This window comes from Pseudomonas sp. GNP014 (assembly GCF_054344005.1).
In genome coordinates, this window is the sequence record NZ_JBTGUS010000001.1 from 2,617,893 (window position 1) to 2,635,167 (window position 17,275).

Genomic DNA, 17,275 nt, shown 5'->3' on the forward strand with positions numbered 1-17,275 from the left:
TATCGGCGAGGGCAGTCATGGATTGCAGACTGCTTGCCCGCGACGCAAAGCATAGTCGCAAGTGGGCGGGTCTGATGATCCTGGACGATTCACTGCACAGTGACAGATCATTGTTGCGAAAGGACTTTTTCAACAGATACAAAAAAGGCCACTCTTTCGAGTAGCCTTTTTTGATGTTTGGTTGCGGGAGCCGGATTTGAACCGACGACCTTCGGGTTATGAGCCCGACGAGCTACCAGACTGCTCCATCCCGCGTCTGTGTGGCGGCATTCTACAGGCGAACGGCTGAGTGTCAACCGCTAATCCCGAAAAGGGTCAAATAAGCGTGAAATCGCGGCAAACGGTCGCAGGTCATGGGTTAAGTTTCGGAAATACAACGAATTCCTGTTTGCCTGCAGCATTGTGGGCAGGTCGATCTGCAAAAACACACGCGCACAAAAAAGGCCACTCTTTCGAGTAGCCTTTTTTGATGTTTGGTTGCGGGAGCCGGATTTGAACCGACGACCTTCGGGTTATGAGCCCGACGAGCTACCAGACTGCTCCATCCCGCGTCTGTGTGTCGGCATTCTACAGAGGATCGCCGGAGTGTCAACCTTGATTTGGATAAAATCTCTTGAGGTTCAATCGGTTAGCGTTCCTTTACAGGTGTCTTGTCCTGCCGTAGGGCAGGTGGGGCAAGGCTTTCAGCTCTATTGGGTGCTCAGTTTCAATTGAAAAAACAAATTCAAAGGACTTTTCCTACCGCTGGGAAAGAACATTCAAACCACTGGTGCTATATACAGGTCTCAGTGAGATACTGCTGATCCGGTTCGCCACGTTTCCTTTTCTGACATGACTCAGCGAAAAATCATCCACATCGACTGTGACTGTTTCTACGCCGCCATCGAGATGCGCGATGACCCGCGGCTGGCGGGCAAGCCATTGGCAGTGGGAGGGTCGGCGGACCGGCGCGGGGTGATTGCCACCTGTAATTATGAGGCGCGGGCGTACGGCGTGCGCTCGGCCATGGCCTCCGGGCATGCCTTGAAGCTGTGCCCGGACCTGACCATCGTCAAGCCGCGGATGGATGCGTACCGGGAAGCATCGAAGGAAATTCACACGATCTTTGCCGACTACACCGACCTCATCGAGCCCCTGTCGCTGGATGAGGCTTACCTCGACGTGTCTGACAGCGCGCATTTCGGCGGCAGCGCCACGCGCATTGCCCAGGACATCCGCCGACGCGTCTCCAATCAGTTGCACATCACCGTTTCCGCCGGCGTGGCGCCAAACAAGTTTCTGGCAAAGATCGCCAGCGACTGGAAAAAGCCCAACGGCTTGTTCGTGATCACCCCGGACCAGGTCGAGGACTTTGTCAGCGGTTTGCCAGTGAGCAAGTTGCACGGCGTCGGCAAGGTCACCGCCGACCGGCTGGGCAAGCTCGGTATCGTCGACTGCCTGCAGTTGCGTGAGTGGGGCAAGCTGGCGCTGGTGCGCGAATTCGGCAGTTTTGGCGAGCGACTCTGGAGCCTGGCCCGCGGGATTGATGACCGGCAAGTGCACAATGACAGTCGGCGTCAGTCGATCAGCGTCGAAAACACCTACGACGTTGACCTGCCGGATCTGCGCAGTTGCCTGGATAAATTGCCCGAACTGCTGGAAACCCTGAAAACCCGCATGGCGCGCATCGACAGCAGCTATCGACCGGGCAAGCCATTCGTCAAAGTGAAATTCCATGACTTTACCCAGACCACGCTGGAGCAGGCCGGGGCAGGGCGCGATCTGGGCAGTTATCAGTTGATGCTGACGCAGGCGTTCAATCGCGGCGGGAAACCGGTGCGGTTGCTCGGGGTCGGGGTAAGGCTGGAGGATTTGCGCGGCGGGTTTGAGCAGATGGAGTTGTTTGAGCGGTAGTTTTGCGACAAATTTCGGATGGTCATCGCGGGCAAGCCCGCTCCCACAGGGATTTTTGGAGTTCACACAATGTGTGTTTCACCATTAAACACTGTGGGAGCGGGCTTGCCCGCGATGCTTTTAGCTTTTAATTCGGTCCCGGATCCGCCACCAGGCGCCCGGCATCCTTGGTCAGCGACTTGAGAAACTCGGTCTGCAACTCAGGATCGTTACGGGTCAGTTCGATCAGGCTTTGTTCCAGCTCGCTGGCTTCTTCTTCCAGCCCCAGTTCCGACAGACGTTTGACCCGGTGGACCCACTGACTCACTTCGTCGTCTTCCAGATCGTCGTAAATCAGCCCGTGCGCTTCCAGCAACTTGCTGCGCAGGTGGCTGCTGATGGTCAGGGACGAGTCGCTGTGCACGTCATCCTTGCCGTCCTCGACGCTGATCTGCAGTTTGCCGACATGATTGAGGTCATTTTCGGCGAACGGACTGTCCAGCAGGTTCAGGCGCAGCACGCCGTTGCGGTCGGTGGTCATGTCGAAGGTCTGCTTGCCGGCCTTGACCTGCACCGGCCGCTCGCTCCACGGCAGGCTCGAATACTCCATGCGCTTGTCGCGCTGGACTTCATCTATACCGGCCAGGTTCTGTTGCGCACGCCCATGGGACTGCACGTTCATGAACGGGTTGACCCCGGCAATGCCGTAGTTCAGCCAATCCTTGGTCACGCTGTCCGGCAGGTTACCCAGAGCGAAGACATTGACCACATTCGCGCCGATACCGGCCACCACGGCCACCGCGCCGAGCGGAATCTCGTAGACCTCCCGCCAGGGTTGGTAAGGCGTGTAACGGTCGTAACGACGGGTGACTTCGAACTCGGTGACTTCGAAGGTCTTCTGTTCGTTGATTTTCACGCGTCGCTGCGGCAGCTCAAGCTCCTTGGGCTCACCGACATCGATCTGCAGGCTGTGGTCGAGCAGTTTGCGCTCGACCCGCTCTTCGTGCTCGCTGCGCTGTGACATGTGATTGGCACAGCCGCTGACCAGCAGGGCACCGCACAGGGCGGTGCCACCGAGGCCCAAGGTGTTTCGCTTGAACATGAGGTCTCTATCTGGAATCAGCGGCGGATACGGGCCTGAAGGAAGGGCACTACATCGGCGACCGGCAGCGCTTGCGCTTCGGCCTCGGTACGGCTCTTGTATTCCAGGTTGCCTTCGGCAAGACCGCGGTCACTGACCACGATCCGGTGCGGAATGCCGATCAGCTCCATGTCCGCGAACTTGATGCCCGGGCTGGTTTTCTTGTCGCGATCGTCCAGCAGCACTTCGAAGCCGGCAGCGGTCAGTTCCGCGTACAGCTTGTCGGTGGCTTCGCGCACCTGCTCGGTTTCATAACGCAGCGGTACCAGAGCGATCTGGAACGGCGCCAGGGTGTCGCTCCAGATGATGCCGTTTTCGTCGTTGTTCTGCTCGATGGCGGCGGCAACCACGCGGGACACGCCGATGCCGTAGCAACCCATTTCCAGGGTGACAGGCTTGCCGTTCTCGCCCAGCACTTCGCACTTCATCGCCTTGCTGTACTTGTTGCCCAGCTGGAAGATGTGCCCGACTTCGATGCCGCGCTTGATTTCCAGGGTGCCTTTGCCGTCCGGGCTTGGATCGCCGGCCACGACGTTGCGCAGGTCGGCGACGGTCGGAACCGGCAGGTCACGTTCCCAGTTCACGCCGAAGTAGTGCTTGTCGTCGATGTTCGCGCCGATACCGAAGTCGCTCATCAGCTCGACCGAGCGGTCGATGATGATTGGCAATGGCAGGTTCAGCGGGCCGAGGGAACCGGCGCCGGCGCCGATGGCGTCACGCAGTTCGGCATCGGTAGCCATGACCAGCGGGCTGGCCACGCCAGGTTGCTGGGCAGCCTTGATTTCGTTGAGTTCGTGGTCGCCACGGATGACCAGCGCGATCAGCTTGCCTTCTTCTTCGGCGCGCACGATCAGGGTCTTGATGGTCTTTTCAATCGGCAGATTGAATTTCTCCACCAGCGCCGCGATGGTCTTGGTGTCTGGCGTATCGACCAGGCGCAGCTCTTCGGTCGGAGCGGCGCGCGAAGTTTCGCGTGGCACCGCTTCGGCTTTTTCAATGTTCGCCGCGTAGTCGGAACCGTTGCTGAAGACGATATCGTCTTCGCCGGATTCGGCCAGTACGTGGAATTCGTGCGAACCGGCGCCACCGATCGAGCCGTTGTCGGCTTCAACCGGACGGAATTTCAGGCCCAGGCGGGTGAACACGTTGCAGTACGCCTGGTGCATGCGGTCATAGGTGACCTGCAGCGATGCCTGGTCGGCGTGGAAGGAGTAGGCGTCCTTCATGATGAATTCGCGGCCGCGCATCAAACCGAAGCGTGGGCGGATTTCGTCACGGAATTTGGTCTGGATCTGGTACAGGTTGATCGGCAGCTGTTTGTAGCTGCTCAACTCGTTGCGCATCAGATCGGTGATCACTTCTTCGTGGGTCGGGCCCGCGCAGAAGTCGCGACCGTGGCGATCCTTGATGCGCAGCAGCTCAGGGCCGTATTCGTCCCAGCGTCCCGATTCCTGCCACAGCTCGGCCGGTTGGGTGCTCGGCATCAACACTTCCAGAGAGCCGGCAGCGTTCATTTCTTCGCGAACGATGGCTTCAACCTTGCGCATGACTCGCAGGCCCATCGGCAGCCAGGTGTACAGGCCCGAGGCAAGTTTGCGGATCATGCCGGCGCGCAGCATCAGCTGATGGCTGATCACGACCGCATCGGAAGGCGTTTCTTTCTGTGTGGCGAGCAAAAATTGACTGGTGCGCATGGTTGGCCGTTGTCGGTTGCTATGACTGGAAATGACGGAGCAGTGTACCGGCGAGTTTTGCTGACGTACAGAAGCGTGGCCGGCGGTGAGGTCCAACGGCGGGATTCCTCCCGCCGTGGGTGAAATGTCTTACGACTCTTCCGCAACCGGCGTCGGCACCGGCTCGGGGGTGGGCGTAGGGCCCTCGCGGCGATTTTCCTGGAACCAGTGCAGGGCAATCAGCACCAGGGTCGGTACGCCGAGCAACGCGGTGATCATGAAGAAGTTGTGGTAACCGAACTTCTCGACCATCACCCCGGAATAGCCGCCGATCAGGCGTGGCAGCAAAAGCATGATCGAGCTGAGCAGGGCGTATTGCGTCGCGGAGAACTTGAGGTTGGTCAGGCTCGACAGATAGGCGACGAACGCCGAGGTGGCCAGCCCGGAACTGAAGTTGTCGAGGGAAATGGTCACCACCAGCATCTGCAGGTTCGGGCCCATGTCGGCGAGCATCACAAACAGCAGGTTGGTGCCCGCCGAGGCCGCACCGCCGATGAACAGGATCGGCAGGATGCCGAAACGCACGATCAGCAGGCCGCCCATGCCCGCGCCGACAAGGGTCATGATCAGGCCGAAAATCTTGCTGACACTGGCGATCTGGTCCTTGGTGAAACCCTGGTCGATGTAGAACACGTTGGCCATTACGCCCATCACGGTGTCGGACATCCGATAGGTGGCGATCAGTCCGAGCAACAGCAGCGCCTGCCAGCGGTAGCGCAGAATGAAGTCGTTGACCGGAGTCAGCACCGGCGCCAGGCCACGGCGACCCATCGCCGACAGGCACATCCAGGTGAGCAGCGTGTAAAGGATCGCACGCAGGAAGGCGCGGTCTTCGAGCAACAGGTCGAGCGGGCTCATGGTGCCAAACAACACTTCGGCGAAGTCGGTGTTGTAGAGCTGGGTGAACATCGCCGGTACCGACACCAGTAACACGATCAGTACGAATACCGACGCGAGTTGATGCACAAAACTGTAGCGGCCGGCCTGCAACTGCGTGCGCAGCGGTACGGGTGGTTCGCGCATCAGCAGCGAGGTCAGCAGGGCAGGGATCATCAGCACCCCGAACAGGGCATAGGTGCCGGTCCAGGCCGAGTGTTGATAGTTGAAGCCGGTCGAGCCGAAGCCTTCGGCAAAGAACAGTGCACCGGCCGTGGCCAGCAGGGCGGCGACGCGGTAGCCGGACATGTAACTGGCGGCCAGTGCGGCCTGGCGGCTGTCATCGGCGATTTCCAGGCGATAGGCGTCGACCGCGATGTCCTGGGTTGCAGAGGCGAAGGCGACGATAACGGCGATGGCGATCAGCCAGGACAGGTGTTTCTGCGGATCACAGAAGCCCATGCCGATCAGGCCGAGAATCACCAGTGTCTGCGACAGCACCAGCCAGGAACGTCGTCGGCCAAGTTTGCCCAGCAACGGCAGGCGCCATTGGTCGAGCAGCGGTGACCAGACCCATTTGAACGCGTAAGCCAGGCCGATCAGGCTGGCGTAGCCGATGGTTTCACGGGCGACACCGGCTTCACGCAGCCAGACGGAAAGCGTAGAGAACACCAGCATGTACGGCAGGCCGGCGGCGAAACCGAGCAACAACAGCACGAGCGTCGAAGGACTGGCATAAGCGGCTAGCGCGGCGCGCCAGGTTTTACGGGGCATGGGCTGAAGTCTGCCTCAAGATTGCGAAAACAAAGCGCGCACTCTAACCGCTGTGCTCTACCGGACGCCAGCCATGGCGCTGAATATCCACACGATTGTTCAGGACGGTGATGCCTTCCATGCGCAATCTTGCCCGTTGTTCATCGCCCGAAGGGCTGCCCGCCGGCAGGCTGATCCGACCGCCGGCACCCAGCACACGGTGCCAGGGCAGGCGCGTATCCCCCGGCAATTGACTCAAGGTGCGGCCGACCCAGCGGGCGGCGCGCCCTAAACCGGCCAGTTCAGCCAACTGGCCATAGCTGACGACTTTGCCTTCCGGCACTTGGGCGAGGGTCGAGTAGAGCGCCGTGCGTCGGATTTGCGCTTCGCTTTCGTCTGCGTGGGTCGGATCTGTCACGTACGCGGTTCCTGAGCATGCTCATGTTGATGACTCAAGCGTAATCCCTCGGAGCGCTATTGAGAAATGAACTCAATGGAAATCGCCCGGTCAGTCCTTGTCAGGGCATTATTCCTACGGATAATGCCGATCTTTTTTTGCAATCCTGAGCCCTCAGTCCGCTTATGTTGTCCAGAACCTTGCTGTGCCTTGCTGTCTTCAGCGCGTCTACGCCCCTGCTTGCCGATACCGTCTGGTTGAAGAACGGTGACAAGCTCAGTGGCAAAATTTCCCTGTTCGATGGCGGCAAATTGCTGATCCAGACCCAATATGCGGGTGCAGTCACGATCGACTGGAAACAGGTCAAGACCCTGGAAAGTGATCAAGAGTTGTTGGTCAAACAGGATGCTTATACCGGTGAAAAAGCCAAGTCACTGACCGCAGCCGATGACGGCAAGGTCACCCTGGCCAATGGCGAAGCACCGAAAACCGTGGAGCTGGCGAGCATTCAACAGATTCTCAAGCCGAAACCGGTGGTCGAGGATCTGGTCTGGAAGGGCAACGTCGGCCTCGCCCTGGATTATCAGCGCGCGGAAAAGGACACCGACGACTATGACATCGACTTCAAGACCACTGCACGTCATGGTCGCTGGCGCCACACCGGCGAAGGCGAATACAACCGCGAAGTGCAGGACGAACAGGTCACCACTAACAATTGGCGCGCCGAATACGCCCTCGACCGCTTCCTGACCGACAAGTGGTTCTGGCAGGGGCGTCTGAACTACAAGCGGGATTACGTCGAAGAGCTGTCGCGTCAGCGCGTGGTCGGTACAGGTCCGGGTTACCAGTTCTGGGATGACGAACTGGGCGCGTTCTCGCTGGGTTCGCTGCTCAACCGTACCGATTACGAGTACAGCGATGGCGGCAAGGACAATTTCTACTCGGTCGCGATGAAGTGGGATTACAACCGCTACCTGATTGGCAAGAAAGTCGAGTTCTTCACCAGTGGCGAGCTGGGCAAGCCGCTCTCCGACGTCGCCAACTACGCGCTGGATGCCGAATTGGGCTTGCGCTACAAGGTCACCGACTGGGCGTCGCTCAACCTCAAGGCCGAGCGCGACATCATTAGCGGTACCCAGGATGCGGACCTGAACAAGACCCGCTATACCGCAGGGTTTGGCGTGGCCTGGTAAGGCACAGGCAAAAAGATCGCAGCCTTCGGCAGCTCCAGAGGATTAATGTACATCCTGTAGGCGCTGCCGAAGGCTGCGATCTTTTTTTACGCCCGGAAAACAAGCGCCCACAAAAAAGCCCCGCTTTTAAGGGCGGGGCTCTTTTCTAAAGAAGCTACAAGTTAGATAACTTGTACTTCTTCAGCTTGCATGCCTTTCTGACCGCGGGTAGCGATGAAAGAAACCTGTTGGCCTTCTTTCAGGCTTTTGAAGCCGTCGGATTGGATAGCTTTGAAGTGAACGAACAGGTCGTCACCGGATTGTGGAGTGATGAAGCCGAAGCCTTTTTCATCGTTGAACCACTTAACGGTACCGGTTTGGCGATTAGACATGGTGTAACTCCTTGAACAAAGATAACTGCGACTCAGGAAGAACCCTGGCCGAGACTGAGTGCAAAGAGCAGGAAAAATTCTTGTAGATGGTTGGATCGAAATTCAACATATCGTGTAGAGATTCTCAGTGACACAAGCAGCACAGTGGCGCCACCTTAACCCTTTTTCCGAGACGTGCCAATGCTTCTTGCACAGGTTTCTCTGTTTTAAGGATCGGCGGTGCGACGGTTCGTCGCCAGAGCCTGTCATTCCAGGGTGTTCGACGAGAATTGCACCCCGCACTTTGAACGCGGCGGCGCGCCCGGTAAGATGCCGGACAGAATTTTTCCACCTCGCTATTCAGGACACCCGCCATGAGCATCAAATCGGACAAGTGGATTCGCCGCATGGCGCAGGAACACGGCATGATCGAGCCGTTCGTCGAGCGTCAGATGCGCGGCAGCGACGACAGCCGTGTGATCTCCTACGGCGTGTCGAGCTACGGCTACGATGTGCGTTGCACCAACCATTTCAAGGTGTTCACCAACATCAACTCGGCCATCGTCGATCCGAAAAACTTCGATGCCGGCAGCTTCGTCGACATCCACAGCGATGTCTGCATCATCCCGCCGAACTCTTTCGCCCTGGCCAGCACCGTCGAGTATTTCCGCATCCCGCGCAATGTATTGACCATCTGCCTGGGTAAAAGCACCTACGCGCGTTGCGGCATCATCGTCAACGTCACCCCGCTCGAGCCAGAGTGGGAAGGTCACGTGACCCTGGAGTTCTCCAACACCACCAACCTGCCGGCGAAAATCTACGCCAACGAAGGCGTGGCACAGATGCTGTTCCTTGAGTCCGACGAGGAATGTGAAGTTTCCTACAAGGACCGTGGCGGCAAGTACCAGGGCCAGCGTGGCGTGACCTTGCCGCGTACCTGATCCGTCCATCCGACAGATCACGGGAATTCTTTGGCGGGCAGACACTCTATGGGGTGTACTGCCCGTTTTTGTTTCTGTCGAAACGGGCCTTCGCCGAGGAGTGCCCTATGAAGATCGATCCGCAAATCACTGCCGAACTGGCAAGGCTTGAGCCCAATCAGGTTGGCGTATTGGCCTGGTCATTGTTGGCGCACCCGCCTCTGAGCATGGCCGGTGGAATTCCCGGTCAGCCCGACCCCGATACCCCCAACGAACAACCAACCGAGCCGGGCGATCCTATCCTTCCGGACGAGCCGCCTCCGGCACCGGTTGCCTGATCTGCGTTGAAAACCAATGGCCAGTCAGTCGAGGTCTGCGACGACTTCAACTGACTGGCCATATTTCGTTGTCACCGATGACGAAAATCCTGCAGCTTTCCTCCTTCTCGACCGGATAACCCCCGGTAAATGCGCCAAAGGCCGGTAGCAGGCTGATGCCTTCGCTGAGCCTGAAACACGCCAGGCGCAAACTTTGTCGACCCTTGCCATGCAGCCGATACACGGGATGCACATGACCGGCCAGCACGTGTCTTTCAGAATGCGGGTCCGGTTCATGCTGCAAAGCGAACGGTCCTATCAGCAGCGGTTCAGGCACGACCCGGATATTCAGCGAATCAGGCGGATCGCCCGCGCGTTTGTCGTGATTGCCACGGATCAGTGTCATCGGCAGTTCGGCGTGGCGCGCTCGCCATTGCGCCAAGGCGTTTAGCGTACCCTCTGCATGGGAGCCGGGCCCGTGCAGAAAATCGCCGAGAAATATCAGTTGCCGGCAGGGCAGTTTCGCCAGCAATCGGTCAATCACCGCGATATTGCTCGCCGTGGTGCCTTGCGGGACCGGTTGACCGAGGCTGCGGTAGGCGGCGGCTTTGCCGAAATGCACATCGGCTATCAGCAAGGCTTGTTGCGCTGGCCAGTACAGGGCCTTCTCCGGCAGCAACCAGAGGTCTTCACCTGCCAACCGCACAGGGTAGGGCGCGCTCATCGGGATTTGCCCTTGTCGGCGGATTTTTCCAGGTCGCCGACCATACGTCTGATGCGGTCAGCGAGTTTCTCTGAACTCATGCTTTCGCGCATGCGTTCCACCAGCAGTGGAAACCCCAGTGGCGTAGGACGCTTTATCTGATGCACGTCGAGTTTCATCCGGTTGATGTGCTCCAGTGTCTGTTCCAGACGTTGAATATCCAGTTCTTCTCGTAAGACTTCTTCCCCGGCCTGGGCCAGCAACAGGTTGTCGGCGTCGTATTGTTTGAACACTTCGAAAAACAGACCGCTGGAGGCCTGCACCTGACGGGTGCTTTTCGGCGCGCCGGGGTAACCGGCGAACACCAGTCCGGCAATTCGGGCGATTTCGCGAAAGCGCCGCAGGGCCAACTCGCCCGCGTTGAGACTGGCGAGCACATCCTTCAATAACTGTTCGGGGCTGAGCAACGCGGTATCGAGTTGCTCGGCCCAGTCCACAGGCGTGGCGCTGAGCAATTCCAGCCCGTAGTCGTTCACCGCGATGGAGAACGTCAGCGGCTGGCGCTGGCTGACGCGCCAGGCCAGCAGGCTGGCGAGCCCCAGATGCACCTGACGACCGGCGAACGGGTAGAGGAAAAGGTGCCAGCCTTCGCGGGATTTCAGCACTTCTGCGAGCAAATTATCGGTGGTGGGCAGGCCAGACCAGCGTGTCTGGGTGTCCAGCAATGGCCGCAAGGCGTGCATTTCCGGGCCGGCGAACGCGCCCTCTGCGGCGGCGCTGAAGCGCCTGACCACGGCCTCGGCCAGTTCACTGGAGAGCGGCATGCGCCCGCCATTCCAGCGTGGCACGGCGGCTTTTTTCGCGGTGCTGCGTTTGACGTAAGCGGTCATGTTTTCCACCCGCACCAACTCCAGCAAACGCCCGGCAAACAGAAACCCGTCGCCGGGTTTCAGCCTTGCAATAAAACCTTCCTCGACGCTGCCCAGTTGTTTGCCGCCACCGCCCTTGCTCCAGAACTTCAGATGAATGCTCGCATCGCTGACGATCGTGCCGATGCTCATGCGATGGCGGCGCGCCAAGCGTGCATCGGGTACGCGCCAGACGCCGTGTTCGTCCGGTTCGACCCGACGGTAATCCGGATAGGCCGTCAGAGACATCCCGCCATGACGTACGAAAGCCAGCGCCCAGGCCCAATCCGCCGGGGTCAGGTCACGATAGGCCCAGGCCCCACGGACCTCTTCGTACAGCTCATCAGGAACAAATCCGCCGCCCAATGCCATGCTGACCAGGTGCTGCACCAGCACATCCAGTGGCTTGTGTGGTGACTGGCGCGGTTCGATGCGCCGTTGCTCGACAGCATCGCGGGCGGCGGCTGCTTCGATCAGTTCAAGGCTGTGTGTCGGTACCAGGGTCACCCTCGAGGTGCGTCCCGGTGCGTGGCCCGAACGCCCGGCGCGTTGCATCAACCGCGCGACACCCTTGGCCGAACCGATTTGCAGCACGCGTTCCACCGGCAGGAAATCCACCCCCAGATCCAGGCTCGACGTGCACACCACTGCCTTCAATTGACCTTCCTTCAAGGCGTGCTCAACCCAGTCACGGGTCTCGCGGGACAATGAGCTGTGATGCAACGCAATCAACCCGGCCCAGTCCGGCCGCGCCTCAAGCAAGGCCTGATACCAGATTTCCGACTGCGCCCGGGTATTGGTGAACACCAGGCTGCTGGCGCAGGCATCGAGCTCGGCCACGACCTGCGGCAACATCTTCAGACCGATGTGCCCGGCCCACGGAAAACGCTCGATGGCGGTCGGGAGAAGGGTGTCGACTGTCAGCGATTTTTCGCTTTGCCCCTGCACACACACGCCGCCACCCTGTGGGATCAGCACCTGCTCGGCGTGGGATTGATTACCGAGGGTCGCGGAAATACCCCAGACAATCAGCTCGGGTTGCCAATGACGCAAGCGGGCGAGGGCCAGTTGCAGCTGCACGCCGCGTTTATTGCCGAGCAGTTCGTGCCATTCATCCACCACGATCATGCGCAGGGTCGAGAGCGCGGTGCGGGCGTCGGCGCGGGCCAACAGCAAGGTCAGGCTTTCCGGAGTGGTGATCAGGGTTGTCGGCAGGCGTCGGCTCTGGCGGGCACGCTCGCTGCTGCTGGTGTCACCGGTGCGCAGGCCGATGCTCCACGGCAGGCGCAGATCATCGACCGGGCTTTGCAAGGCGCGCGCGGTGTCGGCGGCGAGGGCACGCATGGGCGTGATCCACAAGACGGTCAGCGGTTCGGCCGGTGGTTTGCGTTTGCGTGGGCTTTCAACGACGGCGGCGCATTTGGCAAAGCGATTGAGCGCGGCGAACCAGACCGCATAGGTTTTACCGGCACCGGTGCTGGCGTGGAGCAAGCCGGATTCGCCGTTTTTGACCGCAGCCCACAGCTGCTTCTGAAAGGCGAACGGCTTCCAGCCACGGGCGCTGAACCAGGTTTTTGCGAGGTCGGAGGATTTCGCCATGCGGGCTGCGCGCGCTCTGGAGGGGTTCTTCCAGAGACCACGGGGCGGGCGGACAAGTTTGATTTTTGTAGGCTGCGGAGGTCCACTGTGGGAGCGAGCTTGCTCGCGAAGGCGGCGGAACATTCAAAATCAATGTGACTGACAGAATGCTTTCGCGAGCAAGCTCGCTCCCACAGGGTTTTGCACTAATGGCTATTTGAGGTTGCCGCTGAGGAATTGTTTGAGGCGTTCGCTTTTCGGGTTGCCGAGCACATCTTCGGGCGCACCTTCTTCTTCAACCAATCCCTGATGCAGGAACAGCACCTGGCTGGAGACTTTGCGGGCGAAGCTCATCTCATGAGTCACCATGATCATGGTCCGGCCTTCTTCGGCGAGCCCCTGAATCACCTTCAGCACTTCTCCCACCAATTCCGGATCGAGCGCCGACGTCGGTTCGTCGAACAGCATCACCTCCGGCTCCATTGCCAGCGCGCGGGCAATCGCCACGCGCTGTTGCTGGCCTCCGGAGAGAAACGCCGGGTATTGATCGGCGACCCGCGCCGGCAAGCCGACCTTGTCGAGATAGCGCCGGGCACGGTCGTCGGCTTCCTGTTTGCTGCAACCCAGCACCCGGCGCGGAGCCATGGTGATGTTTTCCAGCACGGTCATGTGGCTCCACAGGTTGAAATGCTGGAACACCATCGCCAGACGCGTGCGCAGGCGTTGCAATTCATCGGCGTCGGCGACGTGCATGCCGTGGCGGTCGGTGATCATGCGGATCGCCTGGCCATCAAGGCTCATGGCGCCGTCGTTGGGTTGTTCGAGGAAGTTGATGCAGCGCAAAAAGGTGCTTTTGCCCGAGCCGCTGGCGCCGATCAGGCTGATCACGTCGCCGGTCTTGGCCTTGAGCGAAACGCCTTTGAGCACCTGATGGTCGCCATAGCTTTTGTGCAGGCCTTCAACGGTCAGTTTGTACATGGGACAGACATCCTCAAGGCGAAAGTAGGTAGCCGCTGCGATAGGCTTCGGCGCCCGCAACATGGGCGATGACCATGCCGGCAGTGGCCATGCGTCGCAGCGAGCGGGCGTACATCACGCCGGCGCTGGTGCAATGAATGGGGGTGACCCGGTCATGGATCGGGTCGATGATTTCGGCGATCTGTTGCCCGGCTTCCAGGTATTGACCGGCCGTTGCGGTGTACACCAGCAGGCCGCCGACCGGCGTGGTCACCGGTTCGACGCCGGCCAGTGGCGTGGCCGGGAATGGCAAGGGCGGCTGCGGTCTGGTTTCGCCGACGATCGCATCGAACTGGATCAGGTAGTCGATCAAGGCCTGGCAATCGCGGCTGGCCATCGGGTGATTGACGTCACCCTGGCCGCGCAATTCGACGGTCACCGAGAAACTGCCCAGCGGAATGTCGAAGTGTTCGCCGAAGCGCTCCTTCAGTTGCCACCACAGCAGGGTGAAGCACTCATCGAACGACTGGCCGCCGGAATCGGTGGCCAGCAGGCTCGCCCGTGACTCGATGTAGCGCGCCAGAGGCTCGACCTGCGGCCACGCTTCCGGCGTGGTGTACAGATGAACCACTGATTCGAAGTCGCAGTGCAAGTCCAGCACCATGTCGGCGTCACAGGCCAGCCGTTGCAGGGTCAGGCGCTGGGATTGCAGTTGGGTGCCGGCGGTCTGGCGGGCGAGGGCGTTGCGCAGGCTGGCGCGGATCAGCTCAAGGTTGCGTTGCGGGTCATCGCTCAGCTTGCCCTCGATGTCGTTGCCGATTTCTTCGCTGAGGTCGACAAACCAGCGATTGAAATTCTGCCCGCTCTCCAGTTCGTAGCGGCCCAGCGGTACGTCCATCAGCACTTGTTCGAGGCCGACCGGATTGGCCACTGGCACCAGCACGATTTCGCTGCGCAGGCGCCCGGCGGCTTCCAGCTCCGCCAGGCGCTGCTTGAGGTGCCAGGCGACGAGCATCCCGGGCAGTTCGTCGGCATGCAGCGACGACTGGATGTAGACCTTGCCTTTGGCCTGCTCCGGGCCGAAGTGGAAGCTGTGGATCTGTCTTGCGGTCCCCGGTAGCGGGGCCAGCAGGTCATGGATCTGGTGTCGCATTACAGGTTTTCCTAGTGGGTCGGCCCGAGGAAGGCCAGCCATCGGCGTTCGGCGAGGCGGAACAGGCCGACCAGCGTAAAGGTAATGGCCAGGTAGATCAGCGCGGCGATGCCGAACGACTGGAAAGTCAGGAAGGTCGCCGAGTTGGCGTCCCGCGCAACTTTCAGGATGTCGGGGATGGTCGCGGTGAACGCCACGGTGGTCGAGTGCAGCATCAGGATCACTTCATTGCTGTAGTACGGCAACGAACGGCGCAGGGCCGAGGGCATGATCACGTAGGCATACAGCTTCCAGCCCGTCAGTCCGTAGGCCTTGGCCGCTTCGACTTCACCATGGTTCATGCTGCGGATCGCCCCGGCGAAAATCTCCGTGGTGTAGGCGCAGGTGTTCAGGGCAAAGGCGAGGATCGTGCAGTTCATCGCATCGCGGAAGAAACTGTCGAGCAAAGGCTGCGCACGTACCGCCGCCAGGCTGTAGATCCCGGTGTAGCAGATCAGCAGCTGGATATACAACGGCGTGCCCCGGAACAGGTAAGTGTAGAACTGCACCGGCCAGCGAATGTAGAAGTGCGATGAAACCCGAGCGATCGACAATGGAATCGACACCAGGAAACCAAAGAAAATCGACGCGCTGAGCAGCCACATCGTCATCGCCAGACCGGTGATGTTCTGGCCGTCGGTATAGAGGAAGGCTTTCCAGTATTCCTGCAGGAGTTCGATCATCGTACGGCCTCCCGGGCACCGGCGGCGTAGCGGCGTTCGAGCCAGCGCAGGATGAAGTTCGAGGCACTGGTGATCAGCAGGTAAATCAACGCGGCGATGACCAGGAAGTAAAACAGTTGGTAGGTGCTTTTACCGGCGTCCTGCGCGGCTTTGACCAGATCGGCCAGACCGATGATCGACACCAGCGCGGTGGCCTTGAGCATCACCATCCAGTTGTTGCCGATGCCCGGCAAGGCAAAGCGCATCATTTGCGGGAACACCACGAAACGAAAACGCTGGCCACGCTTGAGGCCATAGGCGGTGGCCGCTTCGACCTGACCGCGCGGTACGGCGAGGATCGCGCCACGGAAGGTCTCGGTGAAATACGCCCCATAAATGAAGCCCAGGGTCAGTACTCCGGCGCTGAACGGGTCGATTTCGATGTATTCCCATTCCATGTAGTCGGTGAGCGAAGTCAGCCAGGTTTGCAGGCTGTAGAAGATCAGCAGCATCAGCACCAGATCCGGCACCCCGCGAATCAGCGTGGTGTAGAGCTGGGCTGGCAGGCGCACCAGTTTGACTTTGGACAGCTTGGCACTGGCGCCGATCAGACCGAGCAACACGGCCACCAGCAGCGACAACGCCGATAATTTGATGGTCATCCAGGTGCCTTCCAACAGCAAAGGACCGAAGCCCTTGAGGCTGAAGGCGGAGAGCCCCAGATTTTGTAAGAGGTTTTCGAACATAAATCAGCAACCTGAGCGGATGGAAAAGGCGCCCATCGAGTGATGGGCGCCGGGGCATTATTTGCCGCTGTACAGGTTCAGATCGCCAAAGTGTTTCTTTTGAATCTCGGCGTATTTGCCATCATCGTGTAACGCTTTGATACCTTTATCTAAAAGGGCCTTCAGCTCAGTGTTACCTTTCTTAATACCGACAGCGGTCTTGGCTGGCAGCAATTCGTTGTCGACCGGCTTGCTGACGTCATAGTCGGCGCCTTGTGGCGACTTCAGGAAGCCCAATTCGGCTTGCAGCATGTCCTGAATGCCCGCGTCGAGACGGCCGGAAGTCAGGTCGGAATACACCTGGTCCTGGTTCTGATAGGCCTGAGTCTTCACGCCGGCCTTGTCCAGCACGGCTTTGGCATAGGCTTCCTGAATGGTGCCTTGCTCGTAGCCGACGGTTTTGCCTTTGAGCGACGCAACGTCTGCGGTGATACCGGAGCCTTTTTTCGACACGTAGGCGGTCGGGCCGGAGAACAGTTCGCTGGAGAAGTCGATGACTTTTTCGCGGGCCGGGGTCACGGTCATCGACGAGATCACACCGTCGAATTTATTGGCTTTCAGGCCCGGAATCATGCCGTCGAAGTCGCTTTCGACCCACTTGCACTTGACCTTCAGTTCGGCGCAGATCGCGTTACCCAAGTCGATATCGAAGCCCACCAGGCTGCCGTCGGCCGCTTTCGACTCAAACGGTGCGTACGAAGGGTCAACGCCAAAGCGCAGCTCTTTGTATTCCTTGGCCAGCGCGGAGCCGGCGGCCATGCACAACGCCAGTGCAGAAAGGGTCAGCAATGCTTTTTTCATTATTCAATCCCTAAGAACCAATATGAGCGCTTGTGGCGCAGAATTATTGTTACTGGAACGCGTACGACACATAGAAAGTAGCAATTTCCGAACCAGAGTCCCGAACAAGTGTTTTAAAAGGTGGCGCAAGCATGGCG

General features: G+C 59.6%; 16 protein-coding genes and 2 tRNA genes. 4 read left to right on the forward strand and 14 right to left on the reverse strand.

Annotated elements, in window-relative coordinates; all coding sequences use genetic code 11:
- Positions 1-178: 178 nt before the first annotated feature.
- A tRNA-Met gene (locus tag ACXX9E_RS11685) sits at positions 179-255 on the reverse strand.
- 219 nt (positions 256-474) lie between these two features.
- A tRNA-Met gene (locus ACXX9E_RS11690) sits at positions 475-551 on the reverse strand.
- A gap of 280 nt (positions 552-831) precedes the next feature.
- Here ACXX9E_RS11690 and dinB point away from each other — a divergent pair.
- A complete protein-coding gene (dinB, locus tag ACXX9E_RS11695; RefSeq protein ID WP_458555450.1) occupies positions 832-1,893 on the forward strand; it encodes a DNA polymerase IV in 1,062 nt (353 codons plus the stop codon).
- A gap of 127 nt (positions 1,894-2,020) precedes the next feature.
- On the opposite strand, the gene ACXX9E_RS11700 is transcribed toward dinB, so the two are convergent.
- The 4 genes from ACXX9E_RS11700 to ACXX9E_RS11715 form a co-directional block, all read right to left on the reverse strand.
- Entirely contained in the window at positions 2,021-2,974 is a 954-nt protein-coding gene (locus ACXX9E_RS11700; RefSeq protein WP_128615699.1) for a hypothetical protein, read from the reverse strand.
- A gap of 17 nt (positions 2,975-2,991) precedes the next feature.
- A complete protein-coding gene (locus tag ACXX9E_RS11705; RefSeq protein ID WP_123465212.1) occupies positions 2,992-4,707 on the reverse strand; it encodes a proline--tRNA ligase in 1,716 nt (571 codons plus the stop codon).
- 129 nt (positions 4,708-4,836) lie between these two features.
- Positions 4,837-6,396, reverse strand: coding sequence for an AmpG family muropeptide MFS transporter (locus tag ACXX9E_RS11710; protein ID WP_458555451.1), 1,560 nt, complete (start codon positions 6,394-6,396; stop codon positions 4,837-4,839).
- 43 nt (positions 6,397-6,439) lie between these two features.
- Positions 6,440-6,793 (reverse strand): MGMT family protein, encoded by a 354-nt coding sequence (locus ACXX9E_RS11715; RefSeq protein ID WP_123465216.1) that lies wholly within the window; start codon positions 6,791-6,793, stop codon positions 6,440-6,442.
- Between the two features lie 164 nt (positions 6,794-6,957).
- Here ACXX9E_RS11715 and ACXX9E_RS11720 point away from each other — a divergent pair, with 164 nt between their 5' ends.
- Positions 6,958-7,965: a DUF481 domain-containing protein gene (locus ACXX9E_RS11720; protein ID WP_123465218.1), complete on the forward strand. Its 1,008-nt coding sequence runs from the start codon at positions 6,958-6,960 to the stop codon at positions 7,963-7,965.
- Between the two features lie 161 nt (positions 7,966-8,126).
- On the opposite strand, the gene ACXX9E_RS11725 is transcribed toward ACXX9E_RS11720, so the two are convergent.
- The gene (locus ACXX9E_RS11725) at positions 8,127-8,336 is read right to left on the reverse strand and encodes a cold-shock protein (RefSeq protein ID WP_002554837.1); all 210 of its coding nucleotides are present in this window, start codon (positions 8,334-8,336) and stop codon (positions 8,127-8,129) included.
- 353 nt (positions 8,337-8,689) lie between these two features.
- On the opposite strand from ACXX9E_RS11725, the gene dcd reads away from it, so the two are divergent.
- On the forward strand, positions 8,690-9,256 hold the full coding sequence (gene dcd, locus ACXX9E_RS11730; RefSeq protein WP_007940589.1) for a dCTP deaminase: 567 nt from the start codon (positions 8,690-8,692) through the stop codon (positions 9,254-9,256).
- Between the two features lie 107 nt (positions 9,257-9,363).
- Entirely contained in the window at positions 9,364-9,573 is a 210-nt protein-coding gene (locus tag ACXX9E_RS11735) for a hypothetical protein (RefSeq protein WP_222833542.1), read from the forward strand.
- Between the two features lie 46 nt (positions 9,574-9,619).
- Here the strand turns inward: ACXX9E_RS11735 and pdeM are convergent, their stop codons facing one another.
- From pdeM to ACXX9E_RS11770, 7 genes are all read right to left on the reverse strand, one after another.
- The gene (gene pdeM, locus ACXX9E_RS11740; RefSeq protein ID WP_128616389.1) at positions 9,620-10,276 is read right to left on the reverse strand and encodes a ligase-associated DNA damage response endonuclease PdeM; all 657 of its coding nucleotides are present in this window, start codon (positions 10,274-10,276) and stop codon (positions 9,620-9,622) included.
- On the reverse strand, positions 10,273-12,762 hold the full coding sequence (locus tag ACXX9E_RS11745; protein WP_458555452.1) for a ligase-associated DNA damage response DEXH box helicase: 2,490 nt from the start codon (positions 12,760-12,762) through the stop codon (positions 10,273-10,275). The genes pdeM and ACXX9E_RS11745 overlap by 4 nt, the downstream gene beginning before the upstream one ends.
- 192 nt (positions 12,763-12,954) lie before the next feature.
- Positions 12,955-13,719: an ABC transporter ATP-binding protein gene (locus tag ACXX9E_RS11750; RefSeq protein WP_123465226.1), complete on the reverse strand. Its 765-nt coding sequence runs from the start codon at positions 13,717-13,719 to the stop codon at positions 12,955-12,957.
- Between the two features lie 13 nt (positions 13,720-13,732).
- Positions 13,733-14,851 (reverse strand): succinylglutamate desuccinylase/aspartoacylase family protein, encoded by a 1,119-nt coding sequence (locus tag ACXX9E_RS11755; protein WP_447807615.1) that lies wholly within the window; start codon positions 14,849-14,851, stop codon positions 13,733-13,735.
- An 11-nt stretch (positions 14,852-14,862) separates the two neighbouring features.
- Entirely contained in the window at positions 14,863-15,573 is a 711-nt protein-coding gene (locus tag ACXX9E_RS11760) for an ABC transporter permease (protein WP_186744470.1), read from the reverse strand.
- Positions 15,570-16,298, reverse strand: a complete 729-nt coding sequence (locus ACXX9E_RS11765) for an ABC transporter permease (protein ID WP_128614962.1) — start codon at positions 16,296-16,298, stop codon at positions 15,570-15,572. The genes ACXX9E_RS11760 and ACXX9E_RS11765 overlap by 4 nt, the downstream gene beginning before the upstream one ends.
- A 57-nt stretch (positions 16,299-16,355) precedes the next feature.
- On the reverse strand, positions 16,356-17,138 hold the full coding sequence (locus tag ACXX9E_RS11770) for a transporter substrate-binding domain-containing protein (protein WP_008083900.1): 783 nt from the start codon (positions 17,136-17,138) through the stop codon (positions 16,356-16,358).
- Positions 17,139-17,275: the final 137 nt, after the last annotated feature.